Raw genomic sequence first — 24,986 nt, forward strand, 5'->3', positions numbered from 1 at the left:
TCATTCGCTCCCTCTTCGCCTACCATGGAATGTGCCAGTCATTGGTCGACTGTGACCGGCTGGCAAACAAAGAGGGGCGATTATCATGAGGCACAGCAGCGGCGATGTGCACAACTGGGGCGTCAGACAGGCAGTGAATGCCCTAAGTGCTTTTGCTTTCATTTATGTGGCCATTGAGACTCTGGCAGGCCTTCTGGGAGGCAAGGTGGTTCTGCCTGCTCTCTTCCCACACGCTTCCAAGGAGCAGTACAACGGTCCTTTGTCGGACTGGACAGTGGTTATCTCCGTGGTGCTGGCCCTGCTGTTTGCCTTGATCAGTCAATGGCCGGTCATCGTAGGCCATGAACGGCATGGCCAGGACCAGGTGCGTTGGGTCACTGCGCGCAGATTCAGCCTGCTGGCGTTGATCATCGCCCTGGCCTGCTTCTTCCTCAGTCAGCTTGTGGCCGGGGCGGCTAACTCCGGACTAAGTGCCATTCTCTCCGGTACTGGTCTGCATCCGCCGACCGCGTCTGACGACGGGGGCATGGATACGCCGATCATGCTCTTCTATGGCATTCTTTTGGGGCCCTTTGCCGAGGAGCTGGTCTTTCGTGGGGTCATCATGAACGGCCTGCGCCGCTTTGGTCGAGTATTTGCCATTATTACCTCTTCTCTGCTTTTCGGCTTCATGCATGGTTCCTTGGTTCAGGGTCTGTTCGGTTTCGTCTCCGGCTTGGTTCTGGGCTATCTGGCCATGGAGTACGGGCTGGTCTGGTCCCTGCTGGTGCACATGCTCAACAATGCCTTCTCTTCAGGTCTGCTGGCCAAGTACATGTCCCTGGCACCCGAGGTGGTTCGCATCGGCCTAGGTCTGCTCATGATCCTGGTGTTGCTGACCGGAGTCGTCGGACTGCTGTTCAAGATTAGGGCTCTCCGTGATTACTGCCGCAGCAATCGCGCTCCCAAGGGGATATACGCTTCCTGGAAGGCGCCCTGGTTCCTGCTCTTCTGCCTGGCATGCCTGCTGATGGCCCTGAGCGAATTCGTGCCGGGGCTGGCTTGACCGGGCAGTCGGTAATGCCGGCCCGTTGTCGGGGTTCTGTCGAGAGAAGGGCGGGGTCGGGCTAGACTCGGATATGCGGTGTCAAGATAAGAAGACGGGGAAAGGTTCGTGTCGCTGGACGTCCTTGACGGCCGTACGGTAGTGCATGAAGGGGAAGGATCATCGACGGATGAGGGATGATGAGGATCGCAGCAGCGGCAGCGAGTCTGCCAATGCCCAAAGCGATCAGGGGCGCTGGAAAGTGTCGCGCTCCTCTATTGCCCTCATGACCGCAACCCACAGTGCCAGCAAGGACTACGCACGCCACTGGGATTATGAGGAAGGATCCGTCGACCTGCCACCCTTGAGCCTGCCGGGGGAGGCCGTGGATGATGGATTGGCCTACCCGGGGCGGATAGCTCATAGGAAGACGGCGGTTCTGGGTGATGAAGGAGCCGGTGGCAAGGGGCACAAGGGTGCCCTGCCAGTCGGTGAACGACCTTCGGTGCTTCCCGGATCCTATAATTTTTTGAACTCGGTCACCATGGCCGGTCAACCGGAAGTTCCTGCGTTTCCTCCGACAGGCCTGCCAGCTGATGGGCACGGCGGGAAGGATTCTAGCCAGGAGCCGTCCCCGCGGCGCGTGATGGTTCGCCGAGAGCTGGAGGCTTCCAGGGCCACCGGGACGGCCAAAGAGACCCCGGCACAGCAGGAGCAGCCTGCGGTCGAGGTCGTCTGGTCCTGGACCAAGCCCGAGACGAACAAAGGTCCGGTCTTCTCTTGGAATATGTCCAAGCGTCGTAAGCCCTCCGCAAGCACTCGTGCAGGCAAACCTGCAGCTTTCGTGGCAAAGACTTCATCCGTTCCTGCGTCATCTGCCAATGCCGTCAATTCATCTGCTCTGGCACCTTCCAAGGCTGAGCAGGAGTCTTCAAAAGCTTCTGCTCCCGCTCCTTCTTCAGTCGATACAGCCGAACCCAAATCGGTGACCACGGCCGGAACGCCATCGGCCTCTGGTTCTGAGGATCCGATGTCTGCGAAACCGGGTTCGGAGGTCTCTGCACCTGCAACTTCCGTGGTATTCGCCGACCGACCAGTCGTTGTCCGTCGCTCGGATGCGGACTGGGATTCCCTGGTCACTGGTTCGTCGGCTCCAGCGGAGAATGATGCTGGTACACGATCCGCGGTCAGCGAAGCCGATCATCATGGGCGTCGGGTCTGTTCGACTCCACGGGTAGTTGTCCAGCCTACTGCAGTCGCCGGTAACGGCTCCGGTGGTCGGGTCGTTTCGTCAAAGGCTATTGACGGACAGGGGACTGCGCTCGCGCAGAAGGATCGTGTCGGTCAGCCCATGCAGACCGGCCAAGAAGGCATTGCCGTTCAGTCTGCTCCCTCCGGAACTTCTGAGGCTGTGAACGCAGCTCCAGGGACGCAGTCGGTCGTCCAGTTTGCATCTTCGCCGACGTCCGCATCCTCTCCGGGTGCTTCGGTAGCTCTTGCTGCCAAGGCTGCCGAGGCTGCTGCAGCTGCCGTGGCTGCCAAGGCCGAGTCGGCCGAGACCGAGGATGCCGCGACGGACGCAACCAAGCCGTCCGGCTCTTCGCATGGTTTTCGCAAGCGTTTCGGGGGTCTTCATCTCGGCCTTCCCGCCAGAGGCCATGAAAAGGGTGGGGAAGCCCGTCGGCCGTCCAAGCGGCGATCTGCTCGTAACCGCACCCGTCCTTCAGTCGAGCCGACAGCCCCCAGGGGCGTTTCCAATGCTTCGGCAGCACCCGTCGCAGGCGCAAGCCGTCCGGTGCCGGTCGGTTCACAGCCGATTGCTGTTCCAAGTGAACTTGATGCTGCCAAGCCAGCTGCTGCAGTTGCGGCCCAATCCCAAGGTCGGGCAGAATCGCAGACGGCTAAGCCCGCTGCCCAAAAGTCCACCGCCTACACAGCCAGTTCGGGGGTTCTTCATGCCGTCAACGGGCAGGCCGCCTTCGCTTTCGTCTACCTGGCCATATCCGTTCTGGTGCTCATGGTCGGTTCGGGGATGATTCTGCCTGCCATCATGGAACAGGTCAAAGACCCCGGGTCCATAGCCTTCCTATCCGATGGAATTACCCTCCTGTCGGCCCTGCTGGCGCTGACCTATGCCTGCATTTCAGAGTGGAGCGTTATTCGAGGTGAGGATCGGCGAAGAGAGGACGCCGTCCATTGGCGCACAGATAGAAGAATGACGCTGGCGGCTCTGCTGGCTCTTATAGCAGTTCTCCTGCTCGGCCAGGGGATGGTCCATGAACTGAACAAGTTCTTCAACCACTTCTGTCTGCTTCTGCACATCCCCTCCTTGGCCTCGCGCAGCCTGCTGGTCACAGGCACGTCCTCGCCGATGATGGCCCTGTATGCCCTCCTGGCGGTTCCCTTGGCTGAGGAGCTGGTTTTCCGCGGCATCATCCTCAACGGACTGCGTCGGTTTGGCCGGGTCTTTGCCATTCTGACCTCATCCCTGCTTTGCGCCCTGCTGCAGTGTGATCCGGTCTCTGGGCTTTGGATCTTCCTGCTGGGGCTGGCATTGGGATACTGCTCCCTGGAGTATGGTCTGATCTGGGCCATCGGAGCCCGTGTGGTCGGCGATCTGCTCTTCAGCGGTCTGCCCAACCGTTATCTGATGAGCGCCTCGCGAACTGCCCGTCTGCTGGTTTTGGCAGTGGCTCTGGTCTTGATGCTGGCTGGGTTGCTCATGTTCTTCCTGCACCGCGCCAGTCTCTTGGATTACCGGCGGCGCTATCGAGCCCCTAGGGGGACCTATGCGTCCTGGAGGCAGCCCTGGTTCCTGCTCTATTTGCTGCTCTGCCTGCTGCTGGCAATCTTCAAGTTCGTGCCCGGCCTGCTCTAGAGCATGATGCATAGGTGCCGCCGCTGGTGGCGTAGACTTGGACCAGCTGGAGGTCGGTGCTGAACGGCCAAACCTGCGGAGGATCATGAAAGGGCATGGTGACATGGGGCAGACAGCGACGGCAGCCGACGCGTCAGGGACCGGGCAGACTCAGAAGCCCAGACGAGGCACAGCGGGTCGCGCATGGATGAGCGCGGCCAGGGGCATGCTCAACCGTCAAGCGGCCCTGCTGCTGGTCTACCTGCTTATCATCAGCAGCGTCGGCCTTCTGTTCGGTGTTCTGGCTCAGATGGAGTGGAATGCCGTGTTTGATCCAGTGCCTGCTCACTCGGGATTTGTATATGTGACGAGACATGCCGACAAGGAGTATGGCGGCACCATCAATCTGATCGCCGCCTGCACAGGCCTCTGCTTCCTGGTCTTCACACGACGTCGGCAGATTTGCGATTCAGGCCCTCTGGGCATTTTCCACACGGATCTGCATCGCATGACCTGGCAGGTTCTGCTGGGGTGCTTTGCGCTGACGCTGACTGGGCAGACCCTGGCTGACTGGTATCAGTCAGGTATGGACTGGACCACGGCGCGGTTGGGAGTGCAGCAGTCCTGGACCACCACTGAGCAGATCCAGCAGGCTTCGGGTACCATTCCCATGTTTATTTACGTCAGCCTGCTGGCTCCCGTCATCGAGGAACTGGTCTTCAGAGGGGCCATCCTGCACGCGCTGAAGCCCTATGGCCATGTCTTCGCCATCGTCACCTCCGCCGTTATGTTCGGCTTCTTCCATGGCGATCTTGGCCAGGGGTTCTTCGCTTTCATTATGGGTCTGCTCTTGGGCTATCTGGCCTGCGAATACTCCATCTTCTGGTCCATGGCTCTGCATGTGTTCAACAACCTGGTCGTCAGCGACGGGTTGGAACTCCTTCTCGGCTTTATGAGCGACAATATGTCCTCCTACATAAACGTGCTCATGATGCTGGCAGGCATGCTGGCAGCCGTCCTGGTCCTTTATCTGGGCCGTCATCGGATTGTCGCTTTTCTGCGGGAAAACCGCACCTATACGAACGTCTATGGTGCCTGGGCCTGCCCGTTCTTTATCATGCTGCTGCTGATCATGGGCTTCACGATGCTGGTCCCCTTCGTTTCAGCCGGCGCCTGACCAGTATCTGACTGGGTGGATGCTCTATGCCTGAGGCGACAATTCACGGTGTCCCCACACCCCCTGTGGCAGACTTGCAAATAGGGGCCGATGACGCGCCAAAGCCCGGCTCTGAGCGGATACGAGAAAGAAGCCGATAAATGCCCAAGGTGAATACACAGAATGATGTGCTGCATGTGGTGGGCGGCAGACCCCTGCATGGCACCATACAGGTCCGCGGGGCCAAGAACTTCGTCAGCAAGGCTATGGTGGCCGCCCTTTTGGCTCCTGGTGTCTCGGTACTCAAGAATGTGCCTGAGATCCGTGATGTCCAGGTCGTTTCGGATTTGCTGAGGCTGCACGGGGTCAAGGTGGATGTCCGCCCGCAGGAGGGCGTGGTCACCATCGATGCCAGCCATGTGGAGCTGGCCGACGTGGCCGACGTAGACACCCTGTCCGGCTCCTCCCGAATCCCCATACTCTTCTCGGGTCCGCTTCTGCATCGGATGGGGGAGGCCTTCATCCCCGCCTTGGGCGGTTGCCGCATCGGCAGCCGGCCCATTGATTTCCATCTGGAAACCCTGCGTAAGCTAGGGGCCGATGTTGACAAGGAGCATGAGGCCGGCATCCACATCACTGCGCCCGATGGTCTGCATGGGGCCAAAATCCACCTGCCTTACCCTTCTGTGGGCGCCACGGAACAGACCCTGCTGGCGGCCGTTCTTGCCGAGGGCCGCACCGAGCTGTCAGGGGCTGCGACCGAACCCGAAATCATGGACTTGGTGGCGGTCCTGCAGAAGATGGGCGCGCAGATCTCCGTGGACGTGGACCGGACCATCCGCATCGAGGGGGTGCCCTCCCTGAAGGGCTTCACCCATACTTCCCTGCCCGACCGGATCGAAGCTGCCTCCTGGGCCTCTGCCGCTTTGGCCACCCATGGCGACATCATGGTCGAGGGCGCCCACCAGCCTGACATGATGACTTACTTGAACGTCTTCCGCAAGATAGGCGGCCAGTTCGATGTACGCGACGACGGCATCCGCTTCTGGCATCCGGGCGGCGACCTGCGGCCTGTGGCCATCGAGACCGACGTGCACCCCGGGTTCATGACCGACTGGCAGCAGCCCCTGGTGGTCGCTCTGACCCAGGCCAAGGGTCTTTCCATCGTTCACGAGACCGTCTATGAGAATCGTTTCGGCTTCACTAAGCCGCTGATTCAGATGGGCGCTACCATCCAACTCTACAAGGAGTGCCTGGGGTCCCTGCCCTGCCGCTTCCAGCAGCGCAACTTCAACCACTCGGCTGTCATCTTCGGGCCCACTCCGCTGACCGGCCAGGACATCGATGTGCCCGACCTGCGTGGCGGTTTCAGTCACCTGATCGCCGCACTGACAGCTTCCGGCCCCTCCACCGTCCACGGAATCTCCCTGATCGACCGTGGCTACGAGGACTTCCGCGACAAGCTGCTGGCCCTGGACGCACAGATCGACTGATCCGGCAGGCATCATAGATGGCTTCCAAAGGCAAACCCTCACCCCGGTCTGCGGTGCCTTCCTTGTCCGACCAGCAGGTGGCCCTGCTGGCCCAAAGGCACAGGCTGGTGGATCCGACCCGCTACTATCCCACTGGACACCGCACGCCGGCCCTGGACGAGATAGACGGTCAACACCCCGTGGGGACCACCCGTCTACTGCGCGGGGTCTCCCAAGTGGTGCGTGACTCCTGCCGGGTCTATGCCTGGGGGCTGGAGCGGGTGCCGCAGACCGGGCCTTTTATCACCGCAGCCACCCATGTGACCCAGTTCGATGTTTTCATTCCCATGATGGCCCTCTTCCACCAGGGGCGTCGTCCACGCTACATGGCCAAGGCCGAGATGGCCCATTGGCCCATGATTGGCAGCTGGTTCCGCATGGTGGGCATGCAGCCGGTGGAACGCAAGTCCGGCAAGGCCAGGTCGATTGAGGAGGAGTCGATCGGCATCATCACCTCCGGCAGGCCACTGACCATCTGGCCGGAGGGAACCGTGACCCGTGACCCCCTGAAGTGGCCCATGTCGCTCAAGCCCGGGGTCGGATTCATCGCTCTGGAGGCCTCGCGGCAGCTGGGTCGCATGGTTCCTCTGTATCCCAGCATCACCTGGGGGGCGGCTTCGATCAATCACAAGTGGCCCTGGCCTCGCAAGAACGTGGTCATGTGCTATGACCGGCTCCTTGACTATTCCGACCTGCTTGAAGATATGGATCAGTGGGGTGCGGAACCCCCCAAGCAGTCCGTGCATGCCTTCTGTGTTCGCCTGCGCAACCGTATGGAGGAGGTCATGGCCGAGATTCGTGGCGAAGAACCCCCAAAGGCTGGTTACTTCGACTACTTGACCATGACCCGTCGGCCCAGAAGCGAGCAATAAGGCCGGAACCCACCTCTAATTCCTCCTGTCTGGCGGTGGTGTCATAGGATGGTAGGGACAAGAATAAGGCTGCTAGTCGGCGTTCCCGTGCGCACGGCATTATGCAAAGGAGAATGATGACGAAGATCGCGGTATTGGGAGCAGGCGCATGGGGAACCGCTTTTGCCCAAGTGTTGGCTGACTCAGGCAATCAGGTGGTCATGTGGGATGTCGCCCCGGATGTCGTGGACGAAATCAACAGTCAACATTCGAATGCTCGCCGTCTGCCGAATGTGAAGAGGCTTCCCGAGGCCATCCACGCTGAGGGTGACCGGGCCGAGGCTGTCTCGGGGGCAGAAATCGTGGTCGTGGCCATAGCAGCTCAGCACGCCTGTGAGGCCTTGACGGAATTCAAGGGTCTGTTGGGCCATGATGCCATTGCAGTTTCTTTGATGAAGGGGATTGAGCGGGGCACTGACAGGCGGATGGATCAGGTGGTCTGCCAGACGCTGGACCTGGCCCCAGTCAGGTTTGCGGCCGTATCCGGCCCCAACCTAAGCAAGGAGGTGGCAGCCCGCGAACCGAGCGCCACCGTGGTTGCCAGCGCTGATGCCGATACCGCTATGAGAGTAGCCCGTGCCTGCACGACCGACTATTTCAAGGCCTTCGTCTCGGACGATGTGATCGGCCTCGAAATGTGCGGGTCACTGAAGAACGTCACTGCGCTGGCCGTGGGGATGTCACGGGGGGCTGGATTCGGGGAGAACACGGCCGCCATGATCCAGGCCAGGGGGCTGGCTGAACTCGCTGCCTTAGGAGAGGCCTGCGGTGCCAAGTCCAAGACTTTTGCAGGTCTTGCAGGAGTCGGCGACCTGGTGGCCACCTGTGGGTCGTCCCTGAGCAGGAACTACACTTTCGGCTTTAATCTGGGCCAGGGCAAAAGCATTGAGGAAGCCACTCGCGTCAGCAAGGGTGTCGCCGAGGGCGTGCCTACCACCGATGCTGTCGTCGCCCTGGGCAAGCGCTACAAGGTGGCGACCCCGCTGGCTACGGCCATGAGCCATGTGCTGGATCAGGGCCTGAGTTGCCGGGGCATGATTGACGAGCTGTTCGGCGGGCAGATCACTGCAGAATGAGGCTGATGCCCATCAGAAAATTCTGAAGGCTATAGGGATAGGCTGTGAAACCGGCGCTATCAGCCCTTTGCTCGGCGATGAACGGTTTTCCGAATCAGACGGTATGCCTGGCTTGTCTGGTGTCTGCATCAGCTTCCCAAGATGCCTTGTTCGTGCCAAGCTTGTAGATGAGCGGCCCTGACTAGGCCCTGCCGCCCGCCAAGGGAATATTCTGCTGTCTTGAGTGATGTATCTGCCCAGGGCAGGTGCGTGAGGCTGGAATTCATGTCCAGGATGAGGAAAGACGAGGAATGATGGTCAGGAAACGTGTTGTAGTGCTCTATGGCGGGCGAGCGGACGAACATTCCATATCCTGCGTGTCGGCGGCCGGCGTGCTCAATGCCATCGATACCGACCGATACGAGCCCATTCCCATTGGCATCACCAAGGACGGTCGATGGACTATTGGCGGCCAGGATCCCAGGCAGTGGGGTCTGGGTGATGCCAGTCTGCCATCCGTGCAGATAACCGAAGGCAGCCGCCCGGTCATCCTTGACACGGCTCGTGGTAGGAATGGGTTTCTGATCGGCGACCATGCCGACCTGGTCTCTGGAGCCGAGCCTTCGAGGACCGCCGGTTCTCTGGAGCCTTTGGGGCGTGTTGACGCGGTTTTCCCAGTGCTTCATGGCCCCTATGGTGAGGACGGCACCCTGCAGGGCCTGCTTGAAATGATGGGGCTGCCCTACGTAGGATGCGGGGTCTTCGCCTCTGCCGCATGCATGGACAAGCACTACACCAAGATTCTGCTCAGCCAAGCCGCCATACCTGTGGCGCCAGGCATCACGATTGATTCCCGTGAACAGCGGTCTGGGACCGACCTGTTGGCCGCTGTGAAGAAGGCGGAGCTGCATTACCCGCTCTTCGTCAAGCCTTCCCGCGCAGGATCCAGCTTTGGCGTGGTCAAGGTAGAAGAGCCCCGAGCTGAAGCTCTGGCTGCTGCGGTCGCCGAGGCGGCAAAGCATGACTGGAGGGTTCTGATAGAGGAGGGTATCGAAGGGCGTGAGATCGAGTGCGCCGTGCTCGCCTCCGGCAAGGACAGAAAGCCACGTACTGCCTGGCCTGGCGAGGTGGTGCTGGACAAGGCTGATCAGGACGAGTCCTTCTACGACTTCGACAGCAAGTATGTGGATTTTTCCGCATCCCACGTGGAAGTTCCCGCGAACCTGCCAAAGAAGACTCTTCAGAAGGTTCGCGACCTGGCTGCCAAGGCCTTCAGAACCGTGGACGGTGCCGGTCTGAGCCGTGTCGACTGCTTTGTGACGCCCGAGGGCAGGGTCATTGTCAACGAGATCAATACCATGCCTGGCTTCACGCCCATCTCCATGTATGCCAAGGCCTGGGAAGCAACTGGGATCACCTACACCGATCTGATCACCGACCTGATTGAGGGTATATCGGCCTAAAGTGGAGTTGTTCTCGGAGCATGTGGCATCTCCATAAGAGAAGAGACCACGCTTTTGTATTTCCCTGGCAGGATGAGAAGGCCATCTGGTTAGTGCTCAATGTCGTTTGCTTGGATTTCGGCCTCCTGAACCAGGTAGTCCTGGCCGGCCAGAGCGCGGGTGGCGGCATCCTGCATATCGGCGGCGATGACGCCCTGCTTGGCGAACATGACTACCTGGCCCTTGATGCCGTAAGGGGTGAAGCCCTGAAGCTGAACGATGGGTGGGTTGGCTGGCATGGCCATGCCCTTGGTTGCCTGGGCCACCACCTGTGCAATGGAATGGGAGGATCTGGCTATATCGGCATTCCCCCGCAGGGTGAAGGGAACCGTGGTGGCGGCCTCGCCGGCCTCGGTGATCTTCTCGAGCGCCGTGGTGTTAAGGATGGAGTTGGGGATCAGCAGCTGGTTACCGGTCCTGTCGATGACGATGGTATGGCGCCAAGTCACGTCGCGGACGGTTCCGGTGGTGCCCTGGATGGTGATGATGTCTCCAGGCTGGACCACCTTGCTGACCATCAGTCCGAAGCCGCCGACGATATTGGCGATTGTATCCTTCAATCCGAAGGAGAGCGCCAGACCGCTGACGCCCAGGGCGGCGACCACTGTGGATGGATTGATTCCGAAGACGGGTTGCAGGACGGTGGCAGCAGCAAAGATCCAGATCAGGGCGCGGACGATGTTGACGAAGATGGAGGCACTGGGCAGGTTGGTCCGTTCCAGGGCGCGCCGCATGGCCGCCGCTACGATCTTGGAGATTAATGCAGCGCAGACAGCCACGACGATCAGAAAGATGATCTTTCCGAAATTCTGGCGGAACCAGTAGATGACGGCATCGCTGAAGCTGGAGATGGCCTGTTCGGATCTTCCCATGGGATCCTTGTCCGGATTGACGCTTGTACTGGCAAAGTTGATGGTCTGGTTCATCAGGCCTCGTCCTCTGACTCGCTGCCAGCATTGTTCGTTAGAGGCTTTTCCATCCACATGTGCGGGCATCCCTCGTCCTGGTCGTGAATGCCCATGTCCCTATAGCCTAAAGACTTATAGAAGCCCGCCACCCGCTCCTGGGCGTGGAGCGTAAGCCGGTCCGCCCCATGGCTCCGAGCGGTTTCCTCAGCCTTGGCTACCAAGTTGGCGCCCAGATGCTGACCGCGGTAGGGCCTCAGAACGGCCAAGCGGCCAAGGGTCCATGTCTTGCCATGGTCGGGGAAGACTCGGCATACCCCGGCGGGTTCATCCCCGTCATAGGCCACGATATGGAGACAGGCATCGTCGGTTCGGTCGAACTCGTTGTGAAAGCCCTGCTCCTCCACGAATACGGCCGTACGGATGGCCTTGGCATCCTCGGGAATGGCCTCGCTCACCTCATACCGCATGCTTCCTCCTCGCCACGGTCCTCCGCTGTCTCCAATCTACCAAGCTTGACCCTCGGAATGAACGGATGCCCGCAACCGGATGACGAACGGTGCCTGCTGCTGTCGGCTGTCTGACCCAGACGATTACATGGATGGGGACTCTGTAAGCAGTGCGAGCTTGCAGCAGTGACATTGAAGTGACGCGGGAACGATGGGATGGTTATGGACCAGGACTGGAAACTGACAGGTGTGGCTGGCGAAACCAGTAAAGGAAATCGGCGCTCGCAGAGGGAGCGGATGCTTGCCGGCGAGCTCTATGACGCCTCGGATCCCGAACTGGGTCAGCTGCGGGTCAAGGCCCACGAGCTTTGCCGCCTTTTTAACGCGTCTTCTGAGCAGGAGCGGGACCTGCGCAGCCGGCTCTTGGACGAGCTGGTGCCCGAACATGGTCAGGACGTTGACTGTATGGGGCCTATCTACTTCGACTATGGGTGCTTTACTAAATTTGGTTCGCGCATCTTCGCCAATTTCAACTTCACTGTTCTGGATACCTGCCCCGTGCAGATTGGCGACGATGTGATGATCGGACCCAACGTCACCCTGGCCACCCCTCTGCATCCCTTGCGGTGGCAGGAGCGGAATCTGAGGCGCCATACGGATGGTTCCCTCTTCGACTACGAGTTGGGTGCTCCAATAACCATCGGATCCAACTGCTGGCTGGCTTCAAACGTGACTGTGACCGGGGGAGTGACCATCGGCGATGGTGCGGTTATCGGGGCCGGATCCGTAGTCACCCATGACATCGCACCTGACTCCCTGGCCGTGGGTGTGCCCTGCCGGGTAATTCGTACCATCACCGAGGCTGATCGGATGGAACTGCCAGAGGAGGGCTGAAGGCCTCCTGGTTTGGCGCAGCATCGATGCTGGCCAGCTGCTGGGCTATGGTCTGTGGGTCCCCGCCCGGGCAAGCAGCCTGAATGCGCCCGTCCTGGAGGAAGATGACCCGGTGGGCGCGGGCGGCGACGTTGGGGTCGTGGGTCACCATGAGTATGGTCTGGCCGCTGCGGACGGCCAGGTCGAAGAGGTCCATGACATCACGCGAGCTGTGGGTGTCCAAGGCGCCGGTGGGCTCGTCGGCCATGATGATCTCCGGACTGGCAGCCAGTGACCTGGCGATAGCCACGCGCTGCTGCTGGCCTCCGCTCATGTCGGCCGGATAGGTGTTGGCGTACCCTTCCAATCCGACGCTCGACAGGGCAGACAGGGCCGCCTGGGCGGGGATCCGCCTGCCGCCGAAGAGGCTGGACAGCATGGTGTTCTGCAGGCAGGTAAAGGCGTTGACCAGGTTGTAGTCCTGGAAGACGAAGCCGATATGGTCGCGCCGGAGTCTGGTCAGTTCCTTCTCTTTCATTCGCGTCAGGTCCTCCCCGGCGATGGTCACTTTGCCCTGTCTGACCTGGAGCAGTCCTGCGGCGCAATAGAGGAGGGTCGATTTGCCGGCGCCCGAAGGGCCCATGATGGCCGTCCAGGTTCCCGCCTGACATTCCAGGCTGATCTCGTCCAACACCCGGGCGCCCTGCTTCTGCCGCGTTTCGTAGTCGTAGCAGATCTTGTCCAGAATGAGCGGTTGTGCGTATGGATCCTTGATCGCCCGATGCTGCATCGTTGCCTTCCTTTCAGTCGTCATCTGCCTGGTTCCTACCTCTATAAGACCATGGCGAGAGCTCCTGTCAGGGTGTTTTCAGGGTCGAATCGGGGACGATTCAGGGTGAGGCCCGCCGGGTCTCCATTCCCCTCCTGAAGGGTATGTATCGTGAACGTAGAGGGAATGTATTTCTTGCCGGAAGGGGGGGCTGATTGGGATTCAGCGACCACCTGCTTCCTTGGGATTGCTAGGATGCAACCGTCGGTTGACAGAAAATATTGGTGTCTTTGTCGGGTGCAACCCAAAGCTGGTGGCGGTCGGAGCCCTGCACGTTTCATCATGGTCTCGTCGCTGGTTGAATCGGCAATCTGCCGATCTGGAGAAAGAACATTATGAGTTTCAGAACCAATGTGTAATATCTGCGTTCGCAGCGCAACATGACTCAGGAGCAGCTGGCCATGCTGGTGGGGGTATCCCGTCAGGCGGTGTCCAAGTGGGAGTCGGACAAGGCATACCCTGAGATGGACAAGCTCCTGGCCATCTGCGACCTCTTCGGCTGCACTCTTGATGACCTGGTTCTAGGCGATGTTCGGCATCCGGGTTCCGGGCAGCGTGCGTCCAGGCCGGACCATCAGGATGCCGCGCAGACGACTTCGACAACGCACACGACTATACCTGTTCAGTCTTCTGCGGAAGACGTGACCGGCTACGCCTCCTTCGGCAATGCCTACAGCCTGCGGATGGCTTTCGGCATCGCCCTTATCATGCTGGGACTGGCTTTCAGTGGTCTCTTCGCCGCAGTCAGCCAGCCGACCGACGCACAGAATGGTCTGGCCTTCCTTGCTCTGATGATTGGCATCGTCCTGGGCCTGGCCTGTCTGATACCGGCGGTTTCCGCCAGAAGGGATTTTCGCCGTCGGCATCCCTATGTAGCGGATTTCTATACCGATGAGGAGCGCTCGCGGGTTTATCGGCAGACTACCTGGGAGCTGGTCTGCGGTCTGGCAGTCGTGCTCTTGGATGTGGGGATCAACTCTGCTGGATTCCTGATCTGGGGCTGGTCCGATCAGGTCAGGGGGTTCGTTTTCTTCTTCCTCCTGGCTCTGGGGGTTTTTCTGCTGGTCCATGCGGGAACAAGCCATAGGATGATGAACCTCCGGGCCTACAACAGGCAGGTTGATTCCGTTGAAGATGGTCGCTGGGATACCTACCGGTATGAGCACCGGATAAGCAATGCCATCAGCGGAACCATCATGGGTCTTTGTACGCTGGTGGCCCTGACCATGCTCTTCTCGGGCAATTACGACAACCTCTTCGGGTGGCGCATCCCATTCTGGGCCATTTGGATCATCGGCGGGGTGTTCTGCGGAGTGCTCCAATCACTGATTGGCATCTTCCGCAAGCCTCCTCGTGCCTGAGACTGCTGATTTGCCTTACTTGGCGGAATGTAGTAGTCTAACAAAGTTGTGTGTTCATCCGTAGCCTTGCGTTGCGGGTAAGGACACCTGGGACGACTTGGAAAACAACGTAAAGGAAGTCACCATGGCAGCTCGTTGCGCGGTGTGCGGCAAGGGCCCGCAGACCGGTTACAGTGTTTCTCATTCGCATATCCGGAACAAGCGCATCTTCCGCCCCAACCTGCAGTCGGTGCACACCACCGTTGATGGTCAGAATGTGCGTCTGCGCGTCTGCGTCAAGTGCCTCAAGGCCGGCAAGGTGCAGCGCATCGCCGCCTGAGTGCGGTTCGTCGGTCGTATATGGACCCCCGGGGGCATAAGCTCCGGGGGTTCTTGTCATCCTGAGGGATGATGGTCGGCGCTTGCGGGAGGTGATCGGGTATGTCGGCAGTGGCTCGTGTTGGTCTGCACAGCACCGTGGCCTCGCTGGTGGCCAACAGGCGTCGGGTGAGCGCCCTCAAGGCTCTGGGTGTGGTCACGGTGGGAGATGCGCTGACCTACTATCCTTTCCGCATTACCGATCCCATGCAGGTCACCACTATTGCCGGTATTCGGCTGGGTGAGCCTTGTGCATTCGCCGCCCGGGTCGATCAAGTGCGTCTGGTGCCACTGAGCGGGCACCGGGGTTTTCGGCTGGACGTGATGGTGGACGATGCAGCCTTCGTCAATAGTCAAGGCGGCACTCCACTGGCGGTCAGGCTGGTTTTCTTCTCTCACAAGAAGCCCTATATGGATTGGATGGTCCGTCGGCTGCAGGTAGGGGCGGATCTGGTCGTGGCTGGCGAGCCCGGCATCTACATGGACCAGCTCCAGTTCACCCATCCGGAGACCCTGGTTGTTGCCGATGCGGATCGAGAGGTTTTGGCGGACGCTTCTCGACCCGATGTAGCCAGCCTTGACGAGGCCTTGGAACGTGTCCGTCGCCCACGGCCGGTTTATCATGCCAGTTCCCGCATCTCCTCGGACCATATTCACGATGTCATTCTGGGTTTTCTGCGTCTGCTGGCGCAGGCTGATGGGGTCGAAGAGGGGCAGCCCAGTGCCGAGGTCCGCATTGATCCGGAAGCGCTGGGCCGAGCCATACCTGATGTGCTGCCCGAGCAGGTCCGTGTCGACCAAAGGCTGATGCATCGTGCCCGTGCCCTCTTGGGCATGCATGCGCCCGAAAGCCCTGAGGACTTCGCTGCGGCGCGCAAGACCCTGCGCTACGAGGAGGCCTTCGTCTCGCAGACGGCACTCCTGCAGACCCGTCGCCAGACCCAGCAGCAACCCACTTATCCATGTGCGAATTCGGGCGCCGACCGTCCAGACACCCTGCCTGCCCGTTTCATCGACTCCCTGCCGTTCCAGCTAACCGATGGCCAGCGTCAGGTCATCAATGATATCGGTGTCGACATGGCCCAGGATCAGCCCATGCAGCGGCTTCTGCAAGGCGAGGTCGGCTCCGGCAAGACCGTGGTGGCCCTGGCAGCCATGCTTCAGGCGGTCCAGGCTGGCCATCAGGCTGTCTTGGTGGCTCCGACCCAGGTGTTGGCCGAGCAACACTATGCTTCTATCGGCGGCATGCTCAAGGCCATGGGCGCCGATGTGACCGCGACCGCCGTAGAAGGCCGCCATAAGCCTGTGGACAACGTCACCATGATCCGCATGACGGATCAGCTGGTTCTGCCTCTGGTGTTGCTGACCGGTGGCATGAGATTGGCCCAGCGCCGCTCTGCCCTGGCTGTCTCGGCCTCGGGCCGTCCCTGCATCGTCATCGCCACCCACGCGGCCTTCTCCAAGACCTTCCAGGCTCCCAATCTGGCCCTGACCGTCATCGACGAGCAGCATCGTTTCGGGGTTGAGCAACGTGAGGAGCTGCGTCGCAAATCCGATCGCGTTCCCCACCTGTTGATCATGACCGCCACGCCCATCCCGCGTACAGCCGCCATGACCTGGTTCGGTGATCTGGACATCTCCGCCCTGACCGAGCTGCCCAGCAACCGCAAACCAGTCCGTACCCACGTCATCGCCGAGTCTGACGGAGCGACCATGGGTGCTATGTTCCTGCACCTGCGTCGACGAATCGAGGCTGGAGAGCGGGCCTATGTCATCTGCGCTCGCATCGACGATGAGGACGACCCGTCGGTCTCCTCAGACCGCTCCGGCCAATCCAGTGCGCCTGACTCCCAACCTGAACTGCTGGTTGAGGAAGGCCAAGGTGATGGCCAGCGTCTGCCTCTGCACTCGGTGGCCGAAATGAGTCAGCGACTGGCTGCCCTGCCGCAATTCCAAGGCATTGCCATGGCCACACTGACTGGTCGGGATGACGATGCCACAAAGAATGCTGTTATGGCGGATTTCGCTTCGGGCCGCACGCCCCTGCTGGTAGCCACCACTGTGGTGGAGGTGGGGGTGGATGTGCCCCAAGCCTCCTGCATTGTCATCTTTGATGCCGATCGGTTCGGGCTCTCCCAGCTTCATCAGCTGCGTGGCAGGGTGGGACGCGGCGGCACTGACTCTTGGGCTTTCCTGGTTTCGCGCGCCCCTGCGGATTCTCCAGCTGCCGAGCGACTCGAGGTCATTCGTGACACTACGGACGGGGCCAAAATCGCCGAGGAGGATATCCGCATCAGAGGAGCCGGCGACGTGTTGGGTGATGCCCAGTCCGGTGGCCATTCTTCCCTGAAGCTTCTGCGAGTCGTCACCGACGCGCCCATGATTGCCCGTGCCCGAACCCAGGCAGGCCAACTCTTGGAATCCGACCCCACTCTGGCCGGGCAGCCCGAGCTGGCTGGCGCTGTTCTGGACTTCATGAGGGGCAACGAAGGCTTCCTGGTCTCAAGCTGAAAGGACAACAGACCATATGCACATCATCGCCGGCCGCTTCAAGGGATTTCCCGTTCCTGCAGCCCTCAAGGGCACCCGGCCCACCACCGATCGCACCAAGGAGGCCATTTTCTCCCATCTGGAGACTATCGGTGCCTTGGATGGAGCCAAGGTGCTAGACCTATATGCAGGCACTGGAGCCTTAGGGTTTGAAGCCTTGTCACGTGGAGCTTCCTCCTTGGAGTCTGTTGAGTCATCCGGACGTGCCGCTGGGCTTTTGTCCAGATCGGCAGCCAAGCTGGCCCATCATCCCGCTTGGAATTCAGACATGGATATACATGTGAGCAGAACCAAAGTGGAACGCTTTGTCAGGCCCTTTGAGACCAACATGAATACTGATTTCTCCGCTGGCCAGTCATGCCCAATGAAAGGACCTTACGACCTTATATTTATGGATCCACCTTACGATTTACCTACAGAAGGCTGTCAGGAGATCATGAATGGTCTAGTTGAAAGGCAATTCGTTGGCTCCAATTCAGTGATGGTCCTGGAACGTTCCGGGCGTTCGAATCCCCCTGAGCCGCCTGTTGCCTGGGTTATATCCCAATCCAGATCCTACGGTGAAACTTCGGTTTACTACATCGAATCAGCCTGAGGAGCTGTTCCCTTTATTTCCCCATCGTTTGGGGCTGCGAGATGGAGTGGGATGCCTGTTTGCTTGATTTTCTCAGCGACTGCATTCTCTAACCCTTGGTCGGTGACTATATGGTCGATTTGATCGAGACTACATACTTTGGCCAAAGAAATTGAGTTGTATTTGGTTGAATCGGCCATCAATATTGTTTGAAAGGCGTTGTTGAGTACAGCCTGCTTGAGCTGCGAACGTTCGATGTCAGGCGAAGTCACCCCATATTCAAGAGACCATCCCGGTGTTGACATGAAATAAATGTCGAAATTGATGTTCTGCACTGCGGAGATGGCTATGGGGCCGACTGAGCTCATGGTCTGATTGTCGATTTCGCCACCCGTATGAATTAGATGGAAGTCACTGGAAATGAGGTCGTTGACGATAATGAGATCGTTGGACACCACTGTTAGGTTCTTTTTGCGCTTTATATAAGGGATCAATTCATAAGTAGTTGTACCAGGATCCAGATAGATGATCGAATTATCATTGATAAAGCGTGCGGCGACTTCTGCGATGCCTTTTTTCAGGTGTATGTTGATGTTTGATCTATTAGATCGCTTCAAAGGAGCTGGAACCGGTTTTCCGTTTTCGGACAAGGTCACCCCGCCGCGTATAGGAGCAACCTTGCCTTCTTCGATCAACGTTGCAATGTCTCTGCGAACAGTCATATGTGAAACATTGAGTAATTCTGTGAGTTTTTTAATGCTGAGGATGTTTTCATGCGAGAGATAATCGAGTATTTTTGTGTGACGCTCTGCCGGAATCAGCGCTTCACTTTTCTTCTTTCGCATATTTCCAATAATACGGGTCAGCTTCTATTTATTGTCAACAAATATACTATTTTGTAAAAAATAGTGATTCGTTGTGATTATCAGGATTGAATTCGATTGCCCTTTCGAGGTGTTCGACTGCTTCTAATTATGAATATGAGTGATAGAAGTGCCGGAGAGTCTTTCTATCCCCGGCACTTTCTGCTTACTTGATCGCGTGCGCTATCAGGCTGTGCAGGGGATTGTCTGGCTCAATATAGCCAAGTTGCCTGGCTCCGGACAGTGGGTCTCCAATCGGATCGATGATGTTGGCATGAGGCACCATGGAATGAATATACATGATGAAGTGATCTGAGATGAATCGTGAATTAAAGACACTGCCGCGGCCGCTGACTGCAATGTCAGCATATTTATCCACATCTGCTTTTCTCAAAGCTGTATATGCTGATATTGCCAGCTCCTTTGAAGCTTTTGAGCAGATTTCAAAGGCAACGGCATCTTCACCGGCCAGCCTGGTCACGTCTTCGGCCATGCTTCCCAGATGCTTGGTACTTTGGTCATCCGAGTACAGCTTCAAATATATTTTGTCAAGCCGTCCAAAGTGCTCTTCAGCTACTTTAGTTAGCCTGGTCTGCGGTCCGCGACCGTCATAAGCACGCATGGCCGCTTCCAAAGCGAGTTTACCCATCCAGCTAGCGGCGCCGGCATTTCCAATCATCCACCCCCAGCCGTCCACACGTTTGGTCAGGTGGGGGCCGACCCCACGAGTGACCACACCGGTTCCGGCGCTGACGACGGCTCCATAACGCTCATGTCCCAGAGCCGCTAGATAACCCGTCACTGAATCATGTGCCAGGAAAACTTCGGATATGCCTAAATCCGATACACCATCCAGGAAGTCCTCTGCGCGGCAGTCTTTGGAAAGGCCGGAGGATCCTACGCAGATTGAGCCAATTGTGGTGTCTTTGCCGATGTTCATAGGTTCATTCTGATACCTCGAAAACATGCGGAAAGCATCGTGGGTCCTTTCAATCAGCTGAGGAATCAGCGGGTGACTGTTTTTTACGCCTGGCTTTTCGGGTAGGTCTATTCGCTCCTCGCCACCATCGGGCTTGGGAATATCGATACAGGCTCTTACCCCGGTTTGACCAGCATCCAAACACAGCACTGCTGCCTTTTTATTCATATTGCTCTCCTTTGAGTTTTAAACGGAATCTGGGAATATGCAAGAAATGAGGGTTTCAGACCTGGCCTCTGCATCGTTGATGTAGCGAATGAGTTGTGATCCTGTCCATTCCGGTGGCGGGAGCGCGCTACCTTCCCAATATCGATCCCAATTTTCGAGTTTCCAGGAATCCCTGTCAAGATTTCTGGCTCTCATCCTTTTTTGGAGTTCGGATTTAGTGGTTTCGACGTAGATGACGTAGGACTCCACCTGTCCGGGCCATTTATGTTTCTTCATGACTTTGTCGAGAAACTTTCTGTCTTTCAAATATGGTGTGAACGGTGCGTCAAATATGACATCTTGGCCAATTTGAAGGTTGGATGAGCCCACTGCCAATAGAGACGAGTATTCGAGTGGCCTGACCACATTGGTATAGTAATGGCTCTCGTCTCGGGCGTATTCGGGCTCGCCGGCCAGGATCATTATGCGCCGGGTGAATTCGTTCACCATAGTGTCCTTGTCCAGGTAAACAGCTCTGGCTTTACGAGCCATAGCAAGGGCCAGAGTTGTCTTGCCTGAACAAGCTCTCCCGAGAATGAAAACGGCCTTGGTCATCGTCGCTTCACTTTCCTGTAACAGATGCTGTGCGACGGTCTTTGACCATAACCCCGTAGAAGAAGGCTCCGAGAATCAATGCGATGGCTCCTACAACGAAGACAAGGTTAAAGCTGCCGCCGGTTTTAGTCAGTATGTAGCTAGTTACGATCGGAGCAACAGCAGCGCCTAGGAAGCCGCCGAAGTTCTGTATAGATCCCAAAGAGGCAACCTGGTTGCTGTCCGCAACGTCAGCCGCAAGAGTCCAGATGCACCCGATGGGAACCTGAGCTCCGAAGTATCCGATGCAGAGAAGAACCATTGATAGCCCGAAGGAATCAACGTATGCAATTGGTGCCACGGCGCAGGCTGAAAGCACGGCTCCGCCAACAATGGGAATTTTCCTTGCGACAATGGGTTTCATCCCTCTTGTGATGAATCGTTTGCTTATCCAGCCGCCAAAGAGAACCCCAAGAATGCCAAAGATGTAAGGAACAGCGGCAGCCCATCCGGTACCCTTTAGAGAGAGACCGCGGGCCTTTTCCAGATAGCCAGGAAGCCAAGTTATATAGACCCATACTGTGTAGAAAATCATGAAGCAGCCAATGGTCATATACCAGGTATTGGGGAGTTTCCACAGGGATAGCCACTCCCTGACGGCATGCTTGCTCTTTGCGGGTGTCTCTGCCTCATCCTCTTCCTCTGAACCTGACATGATGATTTTCTCTTCTGCTTCGGAGGGGTCCCGATAGAAAAACCACCAAAGTATGGCAACCACCAGTCCTGCCACGCCTACGATGATGAACATGGTTCTCCAGCTGAAAGTGACTAGAAGGGCGGTCAGCAAGGGCGGGCCGATTGCGTTGCCGATCTGAGAGCCAGTATTGATCACACTGACTGGCATGGATCTGTCCTTGGCATTGAACCAATACTGAGCTGCTTTCAGCCCCGCGGCGAAGAAGGGAGCCTCAGCAATACCTAGGAAGACCCTAGCGATATAGAAGGAAACGAAATTAGAGACGAATCCAGTCAAAATAGCAACGATTGACCATCCAGCAAGGCATCCAAGAAATACCTTTTTGGGGCCGAACCTATCAATAAGGAAACCTCCAGGTAGGTTGGCCAAGGCGTATGGCCATGAAAATGCCGATAGGAGCAGGCCCATCTGGATGGTTGTGAAACCTAGCTGGCCCTGAATGGTTGTGTTGCCGATGGATAAAGTGGAACGATCAAGGTAGTTGATGACTCCGCCCAGGGTGATGATGGCCACCATCCACCATCCGTAGGTTTCGAGTTTTCTGCGTTTTGCTTGAACATCTATCTGCACACCGGATGTTTTGTCTGTTGCTAGTGCGGCAGACTGGTGATTTTGGTTTTGCATGCTTTCTTTCACTTCCTTATGAAATTAGCAATGTGGAATTCCCCCGCGGATCCATCTATTCCTTCATTGGTGTTGGAACATTACAGTCATCAGTGATTGCCAGTTCCATACACATCGATGGCTATTGTTGGCTGTTCTTCTCTTCCTCTTTTGCTTTCCACTCTTTGACTGCGGTAATGATTCGCTTTGTTGCGCGTGAAGCTTCGTCCAAGGATGTCGCGTTGGTGATGTACCCCCCTATGCCGGCGCAGACAGCTCCTGCATCAAGCCATTGCCCGATATTGTCCGCGTTAACCTTGCCTGTTGGCGAGATTGGTATCTGGGGAAGTGGGGCATGGATGGATTTGACATAAGCGGGTCCCAAGGATTCTGCAGGGAAAAGTTTGACTATGTCCCCGCCCATAGCCAGCACCTTCATCATTTCCGTCGGAGTAAAGGCTCCTCCTATCGACACACATTGGAACCGTTCAGCCACTTCCATGACTTCAGGAACCGAATACGGGCTCACCAGGAGTTTTGCTCCATGATCAACAGCCGCAGCGGCACCATGGTGGTCAATAACTGTCCCTGCTCCAATCAGCACATCCTCGGACGGGTACTTATTTGCTAACTTTTCGATTACTCCTAAGGCATCGGGTGTCCCGTAGGCGATTTCAACTGCTCGTAAGCCACTGTCGATTGCGGTGCTTGCAATCGCATAAGCTGACTCCGCAGATGATTTCCGCACAATGAGAAAAGCTCCGACCGCTTCGATGTCAGAAATTCTATGTTGCTTTATATCCATTACAGCTCCTTTACTGTGATTACTTGTTAAAGATATCACAATTTTTCACAACACGATACTCTGTTCCTTTAATCTCGTGCGCGAAGGGAAAGTGCCTTTGAGGAGAGGGGTCAGTCATTTCCGTAGCCGTAGCTAATAACGGAGGTTCTGAAATCGAAACAGAACATAAGACGAAGCCTTTTGATGTATCGCTGGTAAGGCGATGGCCCTAATTTCGATTGAATAGTCAGGTTTCCAGACCTGGCGACATTACCGTAATAGAGTCTCGGCTGATGTTGATTGGACCCCAGGGGGGGGGGGGGAGGAGGAGATCGGTATTTGAAAAGGAACACTTCTAGGGGTGCTTACGCGAGGGGTGCAAATAGGGATAGTAAGTTAAGTAACTATCGTTGTCATAAAGCCGACTTGCGGACCTTATACAGGGGGGGGGGTATGGTCTGCGAGCAAATGCACCGAGTCCAGGTTGTACCGCTATATCCACCAAAGAGGCAGCAACTCGCAAGAATGCGATCAAAATATGCAATGATGTCGAAATGATAGTCGGCGACTTGGTTAACGTGTGCATGTATGTGCAGATAACAGGTCTGCACGCCATGATGTTGCAAAGGAAAGAAAAGGAAGCTGTCTGACAGAGCAACAATATCTGGAAGGACTTCTTCGACAGCGATGCTATAAGGCTTTCTCTAAGGCCGTGACTGCATTGGCTTTACGCTGTTCCTGAGGGCGGGCATTGCTTTTTACGGCTCACAACAGGTATCGAGGGAACCCAAAAAAGAACAATTTTTAACACTATTATAGCGTCTTTGACAGAGACCGTCCTGCCTGGCTGTCAACAGTTCAAGGGCTGGTAATTGCAATCGGGTACACAGCTGTCTTAGTCTGGCAGATCACTGATTCAAGTTGCGAGGGTACCAGCAGCCTTACTAGATAATGATTCTGAGTTGGAAACAGACTGGTACCAGAGTCAGGATGGAAAAAGGGCTAGGACAGCCTAGCAGATATGTTAATTTGTATGTCTTATGCTTCCTGGAACCTCCGGGTAAGGTGCCTCACAGATTTTTTACCGAGATCATGAATCCTTTTTAAGGCAATCGTCTGTGTGTGAGTTTGCTGTATCAGCTGAACGTCTTCCTATTCATTCGTATCCTGTCGGATCGGATGGGTTCCTGAAGCTCGCCAGCCCAGATCCTCCAAGAGACGGCGGTCATGCTTATCGAGAGTGGAGCAGTCCAATCGGGCGATCAGGTCGGGACGGATCCGACTGGTTCGCCTGATGGCCTCGTCGCGCCGGAATCTGTCCACCTTTCCGTGGTCGCCGCTGGTCAGTATCTCGGGCACGGCCATGCCACGCCAGGTGGTGGGGCGTGTGTACTGGCGATACTCCAGCAGTGGCTCATCGCCTGTGTAAGATTCCTGCACGATGGATTCGGGATTGCCCATGAAGCCGGGCAGCAGCCGGGTGATTGCCTCCAGCATGACCGAGACGGCCACCTCGCCCCCATTGAGCACGTAGTCGCCGATGGAGTACTCCCTGACGTCGATTCCCTGATTCCGGTAGTAGTCGGGGATGCGTGCATCGTAGCCCTCGTAGCGGCCGCAGCCGAATATTAGCCTCTCCGCCTGCGACAGCTCGGTCGCATCGGCCTGGGTGAACAGGGGCGCGGATGGATTGGGGAAGATCAGGACTGGTTCGGTCACGCCTGCCTCGCGGCTGTCTGCAGATGAATCTGCTTCGGATGCTATGCCGTAGCTTTTGATGCCGGAACTCTTCATTGCTTCTTTGTGTTCTGTAACATCAGCGGTGCCGGCTGTCTGGTCCGCAGACGGTTGTTGCTGAGTCGATTCGTCTGGCATGTCCAGCAGGTCGTCCAGGCACTGGCCCCAGACTTCGGGTTCCATCACCATGCCTGCTCCGCCGCCTACCGGCGTATCATCCACGGAGTGATGAACGTCATGGGTCCAATCGCGCAGGTTGTGGGCGCGTATGGTCACCAGGCCTTTCTCCTGGGCCTTGCCTAGCAGGCTGAGCCCAGTTACGTCAAAATACTCGGGGAAGACGGAGACGATATCGATTTGCATGTCACCAACTTTACCGAAACTGGTTTAGGTTCGGAGTGGACACGGATTGGTGCGTCTGCGGGTGCTACACTGGCTGGGTCTTCAAAAGTTGTGGAGGCGAACCGGCTCGTCGTAGCATGCGATTGTCAGCCCGGCGCCACCTTGGAAGATGTCATCAACGCAGCCAGAGAGCTATAACCGTTGCGCAAACAGCAATGAGAGCGGCATCGGACGATGTCATGCCG

Annotated in this window: 21 protein-coding genes; 12 read left to right on the forward strand and 9 right to left on the reverse strand. The window is 57.4% G+C overall.

The features are described 5' to 3' along the window. Positions 1 to 85 precede the first annotated feature (85 nt). From J3U06_RS06760 to J3U06_RS06790, 7 genes are all read left to right on the forward strand, one after another. Complete coding sequence (locus J3U06_RS06760; RefSeq protein WP_267430730.1) at positions 86 to 1,045, forward strand: CPBP family intramembrane glutamic endopeptidase; 960 nt, start codon at positions 86 to 88, stop codon at positions 1,043 to 1,045. 169 nt (positions 1,046 to 1,214) lie between these two features. Then, positions 1,215 to 3,902: a type II CAAX prenyl endopeptidase Rce1 family protein gene (locus J3U06_RS06765; protein WP_267444709.1), complete on the forward strand. Its 2,688-nt coding sequence runs from the start codon at positions 1,215 to 1,217 to the stop codon at positions 3,900 to 3,902. Positions 3,903 to 4,005: 103 nt separating this feature from the next. Further along, entirely contained in the window at positions 4,006 to 5,058 is a 1,053-nt protein-coding gene (locus tag J3U06_RS06770; RefSeq protein WP_267400554.1) for a CPBP family intramembrane glutamic endopeptidase, read from the forward strand. Between the two features lie 140 nt (positions 5,059 to 5,198). Then, a complete protein-coding gene (gene murA, locus J3U06_RS06775; protein WP_220236834.1) occupies positions 5,199 to 6,530 on the forward strand; it encodes a UDP-N-acetylglucosamine 1-carboxyvinyltransferase in 1,332 nt (443 codons plus the stop codon). Positions 6,531 to 6,547: 17 nt separating this feature from the next. Further along, entirely contained in the window at positions 6,548 to 7,441 is an 894-nt protein-coding gene (locus tag J3U06_RS06780) for a lysophospholipid acyltransferase family protein (protein ID WP_220236835.1), read from the forward strand. Between the two features lie 116 nt (positions 7,442 to 7,557). Continuing rightward, positions 7,558 to 8,556: an NAD(P)H-dependent glycerol-3-phosphate dehydrogenase gene (locus J3U06_RS06785; RefSeq protein ID WP_267444745.1), complete on the forward strand. Its 999-nt coding sequence runs from the start codon at positions 7,558 to 7,560 to the stop codon at positions 8,554 to 8,556. Positions 8,557 to 8,849: 293 nt separating this feature from the next. Continuing rightward, the gene (locus tag J3U06_RS06790; RefSeq protein ID WP_267444746.1) at positions 8,850 to 9,998 is read left to right on the forward strand and encodes a D-alanine--D-alanine ligase family protein; all 1,149 of its coding nucleotides are present in this window, start codon (positions 8,850 to 8,852) and stop codon (positions 9,996 to 9,998) included. A gap of 89 nt (positions 9,999 to 10,087) precedes the next feature. Here the strand turns inward: J3U06_RS06790 and J3U06_RS06795 are convergent, their stop codons facing one another. Together J3U06_RS06795 and J3U06_RS06800 are read right to left on the reverse strand one after the other, a co-directional pair. Further along, complete coding sequence (locus J3U06_RS06795; RefSeq protein ID WP_267441423.1) at positions 10,088 to 10,963, reverse strand: mechanosensitive ion channel family protein; 876 nt, start codon at positions 10,961 to 10,963, stop codon at positions 10,088 to 10,090. Further along, a complete protein-coding gene (locus tag J3U06_RS06800) occupies positions 10,963 to 11,412 on the reverse strand; it encodes a GNAT family N-acetyltransferase (RefSeq protein ID WP_267430724.1) in 450 nt (149 codons plus the stop codon). The genes J3U06_RS06795 and J3U06_RS06800 overlap by 1 nt, the downstream gene beginning before the upstream one ends. Positions 11,413 to 11,613: 201 nt before the next feature. Between J3U06_RS06800 and J3U06_RS06805 the strand changes: the two genes are divergently transcribed. After that, positions 11,614 to 12,285, forward strand: a complete 672-nt coding sequence (locus J3U06_RS06805; protein ID WP_324123889.1) for a sugar O-acetyltransferase — start codon at positions 11,614 to 11,616, stop codon at positions 12,283 to 12,285. Here J3U06_RS06805 and J3U06_RS06810 read toward each other — a convergent pair. Then, on the reverse strand, positions 12,245 to 13,054 hold the full coding sequence (locus J3U06_RS06810; RefSeq protein ID WP_267444711.1) for an ABC transporter ATP-binding protein: 810 nt from the start codon (positions 13,052 to 13,054) through the stop codon (positions 12,245 to 12,247). The two genes, J3U06_RS06805 and J3U06_RS06810, sit on opposite strands and share 41 nt — an antisense overlap. 419 nt (positions 13,055 to 13,473) lie before the next feature. On the opposite strand from J3U06_RS06810, the gene J3U06_RS06815 reads away from it, so the two are divergent. The 4 genes from J3U06_RS06815 (at position 13,474) to J3U06_RS06830 (ending at position 17,956) form a co-directional block, all read left to right on the forward strand. Beyond that, the gene (locus J3U06_RS06815) at positions 13,474 to 14,454 is read left to right on the forward strand and encodes a helix-turn-helix transcriptional regulator (RefSeq protein WP_416378943.1); all 981 of its coding nucleotides are present in this window, start codon (positions 13,474 to 13,476) and stop codon (positions 14,452 to 14,454) included. Between the two features lie 124 nt (positions 14,455 to 14,578). Beyond that, complete coding sequence (gene rpmB, locus J3U06_RS06820; RefSeq protein ID WP_015021347.1) at positions 14,579 to 14,773, forward strand: 50S ribosomal protein L28; 195 nt, start codon at positions 14,579 to 14,581, stop codon at positions 14,771 to 14,773. A 101-nt stretch (positions 14,774 to 14,874) separates the two neighbouring features. Continuing rightward, positions 14,875 to 17,322: an ATP-dependent DNA helicase RecG gene (locus J3U06_RS06825; protein WP_267444712.1), complete on the forward strand. Its 2,448-nt coding sequence runs from the start codon at positions 14,875 to 14,877 to the stop codon at positions 17,320 to 17,322. A gap of 16 nt (positions 17,323 to 17,338) precedes the next feature. Then, a complete protein-coding gene (locus tag J3U06_RS06830) occupies positions 17,339 to 17,956 on the forward strand; it encodes an RsmD family RNA methyltransferase (RefSeq protein WP_267400564.1) in 618 nt (205 codons plus the stop codon). Here the strand turns inward: J3U06_RS06830 and J3U06_RS06835 are convergent. From J3U06_RS06835 to trmD, 6 genes are all read right to left on the reverse strand, one after another. Continuing rightward, entirely contained in the window at positions 17,938 to 18,780 is an 843-nt protein-coding gene (locus J3U06_RS06835; protein ID WP_267430720.1) for a DeoR/GlpR family DNA-binding transcription regulator, read from the reverse strand. The genes J3U06_RS06830 and J3U06_RS06835 overlap by 19 nt on opposite strands. A gap of 184 nt (positions 18,781 to 18,964) precedes the next feature. Beyond that, positions 18,965 to 19,945, reverse strand: coding sequence for an N-acetylglucosamine kinase (locus tag J3U06_RS06840; RefSeq protein ID WP_267444713.1), 981 nt, complete (start codon positions 19,943 to 19,945; stop codon positions 18,965 to 18,967). Between the two features lie 18 nt (positions 19,946 to 19,963). Next, on the reverse strand, positions 19,964 to 20,539 hold the full coding sequence (locus J3U06_RS06845) for an AAA family ATPase (RefSeq protein ID WP_267444714.1): 576 nt from the start codon (positions 20,537 to 20,539) through the stop codon (positions 19,964 to 19,966). Between the two features lie 7 nt (positions 20,540 to 20,546). Continuing rightward, a complete protein-coding gene (locus tag J3U06_RS06850; RefSeq protein WP_267444715.1) occupies positions 20,547 to 21,899 on the reverse strand; it encodes an MFS transporter in 1,353 nt (450 codons plus the stop codon). 121 nt (positions 21,900 to 22,020) lie between these two features. Beyond that, positions 22,021 to 22,683, reverse strand: coding sequence for a bifunctional 4-hydroxy-2-oxoglutarate aldolase/2-dehydro-3-deoxy-phosphogluconate aldolase (locus J3U06_RS06855; RefSeq protein ID WP_267400571.1), 663 nt, complete (start codon positions 22,681 to 22,683; stop codon positions 22,021 to 22,023). Between the two features lie 1,131 nt (positions 22,684 to 23,814). Further along, positions 23,815 to 24,762: a tRNA (guanosine(37)-N1)-methyltransferase TrmD gene (gene trmD / locus J3U06_RS06860; RefSeq protein ID WP_267400572.1), complete on the reverse strand. Its 948-nt coding sequence runs from the start codon at positions 24,760 to 24,762 to the stop codon at positions 23,815 to 23,817. Positions 24,763 to 24,986 lie beyond the last annotated feature (224 nt).

It is taken from the genome of Bifidobacterium sp. B4142, from assembly GCF_026537325.1.
GTDB lineage: Bacteria > Actinomycetota > Actinomycetes > Actinomycetales > Bifidobacteriaceae > Bombiscardovia.

Coding starts and splice junctions, on each gene's coding strand:
- J3U06_RS06760 (WP_267430730.1), top strand. CDS start 86: ATGAGGCACAGCAGCGGCGATGTGCACAACTGGGGCGTCAGACAGGCA.
- J3U06_RS06765 (WP_267444709.1), top strand. CDS start 1,215: ATGAGGGATGATGAGGATCGCAGCAGCGGCAGCGAGTCTGCCAATGCC.
- J3U06_RS06770 (WP_267400554.1), top strand. CDS start 4,006: ATGGGGCAGACAGCGACGGCAGCCGACGCGTCAGGGACCGGGCAGACT.
- murA (WP_220236834.1), top strand. CDS start 5,199: ATGCCCAAGGTGAATACACAGAATGATGTGCTGCATGTGGTGGGCGGC.
- J3U06_RS06780 (WP_220236835.1), top strand. CDS start 6,548: ATGGCTTCCAAAGGCAAACCCTCACCCCGGTCTGCGGTGCCTTCCTTG.
- J3U06_RS06785 (WP_267444745.1), top strand. CDS start 7,558: ATGACGAAGATCGCGGTATTGGGAGCAGGCGCATGGGGAACCGCTTTT.
- J3U06_RS06790 (WP_267444746.1), top strand. CDS start 8,850: ATGGTCAGGAAACGTGTTGTAGTGCTCTATGGCGGGCGAGCGGACGAA.
- J3U06_RS06795 (WP_267441423.1), bottom strand. CDS start 10,963: ATGAACCAGACCATCAACTTTGCCAGTACAAGCGTCAATCCGGACAAG.
- J3U06_RS06800 (WP_267430724.1), bottom strand. CDS start 11,412: ATGCGGTATGAGGTGAGCGAGGCCATTCCCGAGGATGCCAAGGCCATC.
- J3U06_RS06805 (WP_324123889.1), top strand. CDS start 11,614: ATGGACCAGGACTGGAAACTGACAGGTGTGGCTGGCGAAACCAGTAAA.
- J3U06_RS06810 (WP_267444711.1), bottom strand. CDS start 13,054: ATGCAGCATCGGGCGATCAAGGATCCATACGCACAACCGCTCATTCTG.
- J3U06_RS06815 (WP_416378943.1), top strand. CDS start 13,474: ATGACTCAGGAGCAGCTGGCCATGCTGGTGGGGGTATCCCGTCAGGCG.
- rpmB (WP_015021347.1), top strand. CDS start 14,579: ATGGCAGCTCGTTGCGCGGTGTGCGGCAAGGGCCCGCAGACCGGTTAC.
- J3U06_RS06825 (WP_267444712.1), top strand. CDS start 14,875: ATGTCGGCAGTGGCTCGTGTTGGTCTGCACAGCACCGTGGCCTCGCTG.
- J3U06_RS06830 (WP_267400564.1), top strand. CDS start 17,339: ATGCACATCATCGCCGGCCGCTTCAAGGGATTTCCCGTTCCTGCAGCC.
- J3U06_RS06835 (WP_267430720.1), bottom strand. CDS start 18,780: ATGCGAAAGAAGAAAAGTGAAGCGCTGATTCCGGCAGAGCGTCACACA.
- J3U06_RS06840 (WP_267444713.1), bottom strand. CDS start 19,945: ATGAATAAAAAGGCAGCAGTGCTGTGTTTGGATGCTGGTCAAACCGGG.
- J3U06_RS06845 (WP_267444714.1), bottom strand. CDS start 20,539: ATGACCAAGGCCGTTTTCATTCTCGGGAGAGCTTGTTCAGGCAAGACA.
- J3U06_RS06850 (WP_267444715.1), bottom strand. CDS start 21,899: ATGCAAAACCAAAATCACCAGTCTGCCGCACTAGCAACAGACAAAACA.
- J3U06_RS06855 (WP_267400571.1), bottom strand. CDS start 22,683: ATGGATATAAAGCAACATAGAATTTCTGACATCGAAGCGGTCGGAGCT.
- trmD (WP_267400572.1), bottom strand. CDS start 24,762: ATGCAAATCGATATCGTCTCCGTCTTCCCCGAGTATTTTGACGTAACT.